Origin of the sequence: Enterococcus sp. 6D12_DIV0197, assembly GCF_002174385.1 — a bacterium.
GTDB classification, from domain to species: Bacteria; Bacillota; Bacilli; order Lactobacillales; family Enterococcaceae; genus Enterococcus_D; species Enterococcus_D casseliflavus.
Map to the genome: position 1 here is coordinate 1,545,471 of NZ_NIBN01000001.1, position 7,889 is coordinate 1,553,359.

Consider the following 7,889-nt stretch of genomic DNA (forward strand, 5'->3'; position numbering starts at 1 on the left):
GTTGAAGACGTAATAGAAAAAGCTTTGGAGATTCGTCCTGATGCAACGTTTATCATAAAATCCACTGTTCCTGTTGGATATACCCTTGATGTCAAAGAAAAATTTAAAACTGAAAATATTATTTTCTCTCCAGAATTCCTTCGAGAAGGCAAAGCTCTTTATGATAACTTACATCCTTCTCGTATCGTTGTAGGAGAAGTTTCTGATCGGGGAGAAGAAGTAGCCAGTTTGTTCAAAGAGAATGCATGGGATGAGGATGTAACTGTTTTGCTAACAAACTCTACAGAGGCGGAGGCAATTAAGCTCTTCTCAAATACGTATCTAGCCTTGCGAGTAGCTTATTTCAATGAACTAGATACTTACGCAGAGACACGTGGACTAGATAGTCGTCAAATTATCGAAGGGGTGGGTTTAGATCCAAGAATAGGTTCTCATTATAACAACCCTTCGTTTGGTTACGGTGGTTATTGCTTACCCAAAGATACGAAGCAGTTGCGTGCAAATTATGAAGATGTGCCAAGTAATATTATTGGCGCAATTGTCGATGCCAATACAACTAGAAAAGATTTTATAGCTAACCAGATTCTGGCTAAAAACCCCAAAACTGTAGGGATTTATCGCTTAACAATGAAAGCTAATTCTGATAATTTTAGATATTCATCGATTCAAGGTATTATGAAGCGTATTAAAGCAAAAGGAATCGAGGTGGTGGTGTATGAACCATCCCTTAACGAGGAAACGTTCTTTAATTCTAAAGTGATTAAGGATTTTGAAGAATTTAAAGACTTTTCGGATATCATTGTAAGTAATCGTTTTGAAAGTATTCTCGAAGATGTAAAAGAAAAGGTATATACGAGAGATATTTTTGGAGATAACTAATATTCTTTTGGAGGGGCAAAAATGAAAAAAGTTCGTAAAGCTGTTATTCCTGCAGCAGGGTTAGGGACCAGATTTTTACCAGCAACAAAAGCAATCGCAAAAGAAATGTTACCAATCGTTGATAAACCAACGATTCAATTCATTGTTGAAGAAGCAATTGCTTCAGGAATTGAAGATATTTTAGTTGTGACAGGAAAAGCGAAACGTCCAATTGAAGATCATTTCGATTCAAACTTTGAATTGGAATCAAACCTATCATCAAAAGGGAAAAAAGAGCTTTTGGCACTTGTTGAAGAAACGACAGGAATCAACTTGCATTTTATTCGTCAAAAACGTCCTTTAGGTTTAGGTCATGCCGTTCTTCAAGCAAAAGCTTTTGTAGGCGATGAGCCATTTATCGTCATGCTGGGAGATGATATTATGAAAGATGATGTTCCATTAACAAAGCAGCTGATCAACAATTACGAGAAAACGAACGCATCCACTCTTGCGGTCATGAAAGTTCCTCATGAAGACACGTCAAAATATGGCATCATTAATCCCAGTGAAGAAGCCGCAAAAGATTTATATAGCGTGAGCGAATTTATCGAAAAACCATCACCTGCAGATGCTCCGAGTGATTTAGCAATTATTGGTCGCTACCTTTTGCGGCCAGAAATCTTTGGAATACTAGAAGATCAAGAACCAGGAGCAGGAAATGAAATTCAACTTACTGATGCGATCGATTCACTAAACAAGATCCAACGGGTATTTGCTCATGAATTTAAAGGCAAACGGTATGATGTTGGTGACAAGCTAGGAATGGTTGAAGCAAACATTGAATATGGATTAAAACATCCTGAAATCAAAGATGAACTTCGGAGTTATATCAAAGAGTTGGCGGAAAGAATCTAATTGAAAAGTGACTTCGATTCATAGGGACTGAAGAATGGTATGGTAATATAGGATTGAAGAAACAAATCTGAATCATCAATCCAATAATTGGTAGAGTCTCAATTAATTCTTACATCTCAAACTTCCGCCAATCAAACAAATAAATCACCCCAATTGCTTTAAACGTCAAATAGATAAAATGACCATAATTATGGCCAATCAGATGTAACGCATCTGCGGAAGCTCCTTTATTCGACCAAAGAGTAAAACCTAATATAATGGCTAAGATCATCAGACCTTTTCCTAATGCAAAGACAATTGTTTTTGCAGGGAGGGGTCTTTTTTTTGTGAGGAAAAAGCCGAATAAAAGGACAAAGTTAACTAGTAACAAAAAATGTGCAGCAGCTGTCCATAGGGTCATTGTTCCTGTTGGTGTTAAGAAGTCGGTGAAAACGCAAGCGACGACTGCAGTTAAATTGAGCAAGTATAGAGGAAGGCGAAAGGTTGATTTCTTTTCGTCACTCTTTATTTCTGGTTCTTCTGCTAATTGTTCTGGTTTTAGTAGTGACTCTAAATCGATTTGATAGAGATCACTTAATTTGATCAATGTATCGATGTCTGGGGTACTTCGGTTGTTTTCCCAATTTGAGATCGTTTGTCTAGTAACAAATAATTTTTCGGAAACTTCTTGTTGGGTGAGTCCTAATTTCAAGCGACGCTCTTTTATTTTTTCAGCTATAGTCATTTCAATGCTCCTTCTGACATATCCTATCATAAAGCGGTTCAAAGAAACAATTGTAAAGCTCGATTTAACGAAAAAATGCACAAGTTCTTTTCTTTATTCTTAAAAGATTAAATTTAAATGAGCTTATGTCGGGTATTCCTAAAAAATTTCCTGAAAGTGCTCGATTTTTTTCAGCGAATCCTTCATCTGTAATAAGTAACAATTGTCATATATGAAGTGGAAAATGTTCAAAGATAGCATATATTCAGAGTAGAAGACAGTCTTACTCGAATCATTCGAAAAAAGAAAGTCACGATTAAGTAAAAAATAGTTTCCTTTTTATGAAAATGAAATCATTGATAAAACAAGGATGCAAAGGAACTTTGCGCTGATTTGCACTGGATTTGCTTGAAAAAGAGGGTGCTTGAATTATAAAATTCTGAAGAGGTGATGCAATGCGATGACAAGTGAATTAAGTATACAAACGATCAATGGTATTTCATGTGTCCGCATAAAAATTTTTTGATAGGAGTGGATGATACGCTAAATAAAAAATTGTTTGTAAATTAAAAATTAATAAATTATAATGATTTTTAGGCGTAAAAAAAGTTTGGATAAAAAGGGTTTAATTTTGAAAAAGAAGGTTAAGGTGAAAGTTTGTGAAAAAGAAGTTTAAATATATTCTATCTTTAGTAATCTTATTAAGTGTTGCGGTGGTAACGCCAGCATTTCAGGTAGTGGCGGAAAGCCAAGTGTTTTCAGAATCTCCGCAGGTGGATCAGGAAGAAGTGAAAACTGTACAATCTGATGATACGAATGCTTCTGCGGATGCTGGACAAGCTACCTCTCAAGTAGAAAATCATACGCTAACAACAACGACCTCAGCGCGCGTGGATGCTGAGAACGAACAAACACAAGCAAGTAGTGACAGTAAAGAAGCCATCAGCGGATCAGAAAATAAAGAAGAACCTGCTGCAAGCCCTGTAAATAATGTCCCTTCTTCTGTTGATCCGTCGTCTGCAAGAGCTGTCAATGCGCAACTGACGGTTCAAGTTTTAGATAGTAATTCAAACCAGCCAATCCAAGGCGCTTATTTCACATTGACCTCCTCGACATCTGGTGAAGTGACGTTGTTAGTCACGGACAGTTCAGGAAAGGTAACGATTCAGGTTCCTTCAGGGGGCTACTTTATTAAGCAAGTGGGTACAACGAATCAAAGATTGAACTACGCATTTACATCGATTGGAAATTCTATCAATTTGCAAGCAGGAGAAACCAAAACATTGGCACTTTATGAGCGTCAAATTGTAGGCGAGTATGCTTTTGGAGATAGCCCCGATACGATTCATATTCCTGTAAACAGTAACTTCGATTTCTCAACACAGGCATTAGGGATCGAGGCGTTTAAGTTAAATTTTAGCGGCAACATAGAAAAAAGTATTTCTGACTCACAGATCTTTCCGTACTACACAAATGTTGATCCGAGCAAACCGGGGACTTACGTAGCAATTTTTATGGCTAGACAAGCCTCATATAGTGTATATACAACCCATGTAGTCAATGTCATTGTTGACCCGGAGCAGGTGGGAGAGGTAACTGTCAGATATCTTGATACTCAAGGGCAAGAAATCCATGAAACGAAGACTTTATCTGGTACCATTGGTGCTTCATATGATGCTAGTACGGATGAGTATAAGTTATCAATTGACGGTTACACCCTAGACGAAAGCCAATTACCAGAAAACAGTAAAGGCGTGTTTAGCGAAACAGCACAAACCGTCACCTACATTTACACAAAAAATCCGATACCAGCAGCGGATGTCACGGTTGAGTATGTAGATTTAGAAGGAAAAGAAATACACTCCTCTCAAACGATTAGCGGGAATGTGGATGACTCTTTCGACGTTAGCACAGATCAATATAAACTATCGATCGATGGCTATACACTAGACGAAAGCCAATTGCCAGAAAATAGTAAAGGTGTATTTGGCGAAACGGCGCAAACCGTCACCTATATCTACACAGAAAATCCGATACCAGCAGCGGATGTCACGATTGAGTATGTAGATTTAGAAGGCAACGAAATTCACGCTTCGCAAAAGATCAGTGGAAACGTAGGTGAGTCTTACGATGCCAGCACAGATCAATATAAACTATCGATCGATGGCTATACACTAGATGAAAGCCAATTACCAGAAAACAGTAAAGGCGTATTTAGTGAAACAGCACAAACCATCACCTACATTTACACAAAAAATCCGATACCAGCAGCGGATATAACGGTTGAGTACGTAGATACAGAAGGCAAAGAAGTTCATCCTTCTCAAATTATCAGTGGAAATGTGGGCGATTCTTATAATGCTAGTACAGAAAAATATCAGCTAACAATCGAAGGCTACACTTTAGATAAAAGCCAATTGCCAGAAAATCTTAAAGGTGTGTTTAGCGAATCAGCGCAAACCGTCACTTATATCTACACAAAAAATCCTGTACCCGCAGCTGATGTCACGATTGAGTATGTAGATTTAGAAGGCAACGAAATCCACGCTAGTCAAACGATTAGCGGGAATGTAGGCGACTCTTTCGATGTAAGCACAGATCAATATAAACTATCGATCGATGGCTATACACTAGACGAAAGTCAATTGCCAAAAAACAGTAAAGGTGTGTTTAGTGAAACAGCACAAACCATCACTTACATCTATACAAAAAATCCGATACCAGCAGCGGATGTCACGATCGAGTATGTAGATAGAGAAGACAACGAAATCCACGCTAGCCAAACGATCAGTGGAAACGTAGGCGACTCTTACGATGCCAGCACAGAAAAATACCAACTAACAATCGAAGACTACACTTTAGACGAAAGCCGGTTGCCAGAAAATCTTAAAGGTGTATTTGGCGAAACGGCGCAAATCGTCACCTATATCTACACAGAAAATCCTATACCAGCAGCGGATGTAACAGTCGAGTACGTGGATACAGAAGGCAACGAAATTCATCCTTCTCAAATTATAAGTGGAAACGTAGGCGAACCATACGATGTCAGCACGAAGAACTATCAATTAGTGATTGAAGGCTACACTTTAGACGAAAGCCAATTACCAGAAAACAGTAAGGGTGTATTTGGCGAAACAGCGCAAACCGTCACCTACATCTACAAAAAAAATCCGATACCCGCAGCGGATGTAACTGTTGAATATGTGGATACAGAAGGCAACGAAATACACTCCTCTCAAACGATTAGCGGTAATGTGGGCGACACTTTCGATGCTAGTACAGATCAATATAAACTAAAAATCGATGGCTATACATTGGATGAAAGCCAGTCGCCAGAAAATCTTAAAGGTGTATTTAGCGAAACGGCACAAACCGTCACCTATATCTACACAAAAAAAACTGTACCCGCAGCGGGTGTCACGATTGAGTATGTAGATGTAGAAGGCAACGAAATTCACGCTGCTAAAAAAATTAGCGGTAATGTGGGTGATACATACGATGCCAGTACGGAACAATATCGATTAACGATCGAAGGTTACTCACTAGATAAAACTCAATTACCAGAAAATAGTAAAGGTGTATTTAGCGAAACAGCACAAACAGTCACCTATGTGTATACAAAGAATCCGACACCTGCAGCGGATGTAACAGTGGAGTATGTGGATACAGAAGGCAACGAGATTCACGCTAGCCAAACGATCAGTGGAAACATAGGCGACTCTTATGATGCTAGCACAGAAAAATATCAACTAACAATCGATGGCTACACCTTAGACGAAAGCCAATTGCCAGAAAATCTTAAAGGTGTGTTTAGCGAATCAGCGCAAACCGTCACTTATATCTACAAAAAAAAACCTGTACCCGCAGCTGATGTCACGATTGAGTATGTAGATTTAGAAGGCAACGAAATCCACGCTAGCCAAACGATTAGCGGGAATGTGGGCGACTCTTTCGATGCAAGTACAGATCAATATAAACTATCGATCGATGGCTATACACTAGATGGAAGTCAATTGCCAGAAAATAGTAAAGGCGTATTTAGCGAAACGGCACAAACCGTCACCTACATCTACAAAGAAAATCCGATACCAGCAGTGGATGTAACGGTCGAATACGTAGATACAGAAGGCAAAGAAATTCACGCTTCTCAAACGATTAGCGGGAATGTGGGCGACTCTTACGATGCTAGTACAGAAGAATTTCAACTAACAATCGAAGGCTACATAGTAGACGAAAGTCGGCTGCCGCAAAATGCCAAAGGTACATTCGGTAAGGAAGAGGCAACTGTGACGTATGTTTATACAAAAGAAAATGCAGCAACCGTCATTATTTCTGATAAAAAAGAACCAACGGCGACTGTTGTTTCGAAAAAAAGCGCTTCTGCACAAAGATTGCCGCAGACCGATGAACAGGGGACGTTGTTCCCATTTGTAGTTGGTTTGTGCTTCGTCGCCACGGCAAGCTGGCTTTATTTCAGAAAGCGAAAATAGCGATCAAGTAAGTCATTGGGGTAAGGCGTTACTGACTATCAAAAAAGGACAGCTACGATTCAGCTGTCCTTTTTTTGATTATTTAACGAAAGAATGAAATAAAACCGAGTCCATCATAAAGAAAATGGCAGATCCAGCTGACCCAAACACTATTGGATTTTTTCCAGACGTAGTTGAGTGCCAATCTTGCGGGCATCAAGGTGATCAATAATTGTGCTGGATGAAAACCGTACGCTGGGATATGCCACAAAGCGAACAGCACACTGCAAATGATGGAAGACCAGAGGAAAGAGAATCCTTTTTTCTGTAAAGCTAACAAGAGATTGGTACTAAGCAATTCTTCTCCCATCAGCATAAAGGGGACTTGCAAAAAGACCATTTGGACAGTGATGGTTTCGCTGATCGAGTTGGTTGTTGGTTGTCCAAAAATAGCGGCATAAATAAAGGAAAAGAACACGCCAGTCAAAATGACGAAAGGGACACCCCATAATAAAACGATGAAACGAAAATGCTTGAATTGTTCCAAAAAGGTCCTTCGTAAGAGAAAGTACCCTGCACCAAATGCCAAAATCACATTCCATACAGTACCAATGATGGATAAAACGGAATCGCTTAGGGGTGTATAGGGAAGCATTTGATAGGTTAAACCGATGACTAATGTAAGAATAAATAAATACGTTGCTGACTTGTGTTTCATTTTGAACACATCCTTTAAAGTAATTGCCACACGCTGAATTATAAACAGAAAAAACATCAAAGTACAAAAAGATCTCTCTCATTATTTTTAAACGAAAATAAAACGGAGTGAATACGATATCATGGCTGATAGGCTTGCTTTTATTAGTATCAAAATAAAAGATTTATTAGAACAATTCTCAAAAATGGTGAAAAAAAAGAGAAGTTTATAAGAATCTCTGTAACAC

Annotated in this window: 5 protein-coding genes; 3 read left to right on the forward strand and 2 right to left on the reverse strand. The window is 38.7% G+C overall.

The window, feature by feature from the left end; translation table 11 throughout:
- Positions 1–879, forward strand: an 879-nt coding sequence (locus A5867_RS07090) for a nucleotide sugar dehydrogenase (RefSeq protein ID WP_087627229.1), incomplete at its 5' end; no start/stop codon positions are given.
- Between the two features lie 21 nt (positions 880–900).
- The gene (gene galU, locus A5867_RS07095; protein WP_087627230.1) at positions 901–1,773 is read left to right on the forward strand and encodes a UTP--glucose-1-phosphate uridylyltransferase GalU; all 873 of its coding nucleotides are present in this window, start codon (positions 901–903) and stop codon (positions 1,771–1,773) included.
- A 109-nt stretch (positions 1,774–1,882) separates the two neighbouring features.
- Here galU and A5867_RS07100 read toward each other — a convergent pair whose 3' ends face one another.
- Positions 1,883–2,497, reverse strand: a complete 615-nt coding sequence (locus tag A5867_RS07100; protein ID WP_087627231.1) for a helix-turn-helix transcriptional regulator — start codon at positions 2,495–2,497, stop codon at positions 1,883–1,885.
- Between the two features lie 638 nt (positions 2,498–3,135).
- Between A5867_RS07100 and A5867_RS07105 the strand changes: the two genes are divergently transcribed.
- On the forward strand, positions 3,136–6,966 hold the full coding sequence (locus tag A5867_RS07105; RefSeq protein ID WP_087627232.1) for a MucBP domain-containing protein: 3,831 nt from the start codon (positions 3,136–3,138) through the stop codon (positions 6,964–6,966).
- A gap of 82 nt (positions 6,967–7,048) precedes the next feature.
- Here A5867_RS07105 and A5867_RS07110 read toward each other — a convergent pair whose 3' ends face one another.
- On the reverse strand, positions 7,049–7,720 hold the full coding sequence (locus A5867_RS07110) for a CPBP family intramembrane glutamic endopeptidase (protein ID WP_087627233.1): 672 nt from the start codon (positions 7,718–7,720) through the stop codon (positions 7,049–7,051).
- Between the last annotated feature and the right edge of the window lie 169 nt (positions 7,721–7,889).

Coding starts and splice junctions, on each gene's coding strand:
- galU (WP_087627230.1), top strand. CDS start 901: ATGAAAAAAGTTCGTAAAGCTGTTATTCCTGCAGCAGGGTTAGGGACC.
- A5867_RS07100 (WP_087627231.1), bottom strand. CDS start 2,497: ATGACTATAGCTGAAAAAATAAAAGAGCGTCGCTTGAAATTAGGACTC.
- A5867_RS07110 (WP_087627233.1), bottom strand. CDS start 7,720: ATGTTTTTTCTGTTTATAATTCAGCGTGTGGCAATTACTTTAAAGGAT.